The 2105-nt window shown below is 46.8% G+C and carries 2 protein-coding genes; both read right to left on the bottom strand.

Features of this window, described 5'->3' with window-relative positions; translation table 11 throughout:
- On the bottom strand, positions 1 to 500 hold a 500-nt coding region (locus KKC1_RS14390; RefSeq protein ID WP_202820106.1), incomplete at its 3' end, for an MqnA/MqnD/SBP family protein.
- Between the two features lie 534 nt (positions 501 to 1034).
- A complete protein-coding gene (locus tag KKC1_RS14395) occupies positions 1035 to 2030 on the bottom strand; it encodes a stalk domain-containing protein (RefSeq protein ID WP_088555111.1) in 996 nt (331 codons plus the stop codon).
- Positions 2031 to 2105 lie beyond the last annotated feature (75 nt).

Genomic DNA, 2105 nt, shown 5'->3' on the forward strand with positions numbered 1-2105 from the left:
TCCAGCAGGTGAAGGCCCGGCGGAGGGTTCAACTTCAATTCCAGGGCGGCATAGCCGTACACCAGTGCCGCATCTCCAAAGTGCAACATCTTCTCCAGGCCGTAAGGAACCCGGATGTAGTTGACGGTTATTTCAAAGCAGTGCTCCAACAATATCCGGAGGAGAGCATAGGAACTGGCCGCCCCGTCGGGGAGACAAACAGTTCTGCCCCCCAGATATCTGACTGGAACCTTGCTCAAGAGCATCAAATTGGCGGCCGGTCCTTCAGCCCCCAGGGAGAGATCCGGTAAGATTACGCACTTCTCCATGTGGTGGGCGTACATTACGGAGGGAAGAGGAGCTATGTCTACTTCCCCGGTTAAAAATTTCTCCGTGAGCCGGGAAGCCGTGTCTTTAATAATCTCCACACCCACAGGCTTTTCTGCGGATTCTAAAGCGTCTATAACAGGAAAAAAGTCCAAATTCTCCACTATCCCCAGCCGAGTTACAACCGCAGGCAAAATCAACTCCCCCAACATTGTGATTTTTCAAACAATTCTTATAAATATAAATTCGCCGTATGAACGGCGAATCCTGTGGCCTCTTTATGGTAAATATTTACTCTCCCTAGCGGGAATACAGGTGGTGTTCGACGCCCAGAAGGTCCAGCACTCTCCCCACTATAAAATCCACCAGATCGTTAATAGTTTGCGGAAAAATATCACCTCAAATTAAGTTTAACACTTTTTAGGTAAAAAGTAAAAATTCCACCCCGCAGGTGGTAGAACATCGGCACCGACGGGGCGGCTCCGGGGAACAGGTACCGACAATATACGCACCCCGTCTCAAAAACCATGGTACCACCTGCGGAGTCCCCGGCTGTCAAGGCTCCCGTCGCGGCGCCGCCTTTTAGACCCTATTGTTTTAAAAATTATTAATTAACTTGGATAAGATCATAAACCGGGCACCCATCCCCACTCTCTGCACAGTTTGATAATCTTTTAACCGACCTAATATGAAAACTGCCGGGCCTACACCCGGCAGTGCTACTATCTTCATTTTTCGTTCACAATAACCATTTGGGTATCGGGCAGATAATCAACCTTTGCATTAAGAGCTTCCATTATAAAGCGAAGGGGTACTAACGTCCGCCCGTTGTCAATAAATGCCGCAACGTCCAGTTGGTACTGCTGTCCATTTACCAATGCTATTGGTTGGCCGATTCGCAGCTGAACCAAAGTATCTCCCTTTTCAAAGGATACCGTTTGGGTAGCAGCGTCCCAATTGATCAGCGCACCAAAGGCTTCACCCAACGCTCTAAAGGGTACTAATGTACGGCCATTCTCCACTCTGGGTTGAACGTCAAAGTTAAGCTTCTTACCGTTAACAAAGGCTTTAATTCCCTCAAGTCCCTTTTTCTTATAAAGCTGTCCAATTTCCCTATAGGTTTTGATATCAGTGGGAACATACTTCACTGCATCTTCAAAGGCTTCCAGTGCATCGTCATCAGAGCCTATCTTTTTATAGAACTCGGCAACATCGGTTAAGACTTCTTTTTTACTTTCCTCATTCATCTCTGCATCCTGTTCTACTTTCTCTCTTACTTCCTCAGCTGCTGCTTCCAGCTGTTCCTTGGTTTCTTCATCCAGCTCGTCTATTTCTTCGTCTATTACGTCTCGTAAGGTTTGAGCAATAGACTGCACATCGCCGTCTGCTTCTATCAGCTTACTTAGCACCTTTTGTGCTACAGGTGAACCATTTGCTTTAACTCTTTCCAAAGCATTCTGTAATCCAGAAAGACCTCTTTCCTCTTCGCCATCATTTTCAACTTTTGCTTCCTCTTCTTCAACTTCTTCCTCCGCCTCATTTTCGACTGCTTCTTCTTGATCTGTGTTGCCCGTATCTTCTACCACCTGCTGGGGTTTCGCTCCGCTATCTTCGACCACCTGCTGGGGTTTCGCTCCGCCAGCGCCCTCTGCAGCCCAAAGTATTCCTCCGGCACTCAACATCAGAGCCAATGACAATACCAACACAAGTAACTTTTTAAACAATTTTATCCCTCCTATCTCAATATTTTGGTTCTAACTCCCCCAAACTCTTTTTTTCGTAGAATTTGAGGGTTTTGC

It is taken from the genome of Calderihabitans maritimus, from assembly GCF_002207765.1.
Classification (GTDB): Bacteria; Bacillota; KKC1; order Calderihabitantales; family Calderihabitantaceae; genus Calderihabitans; species Calderihabitans maritimus.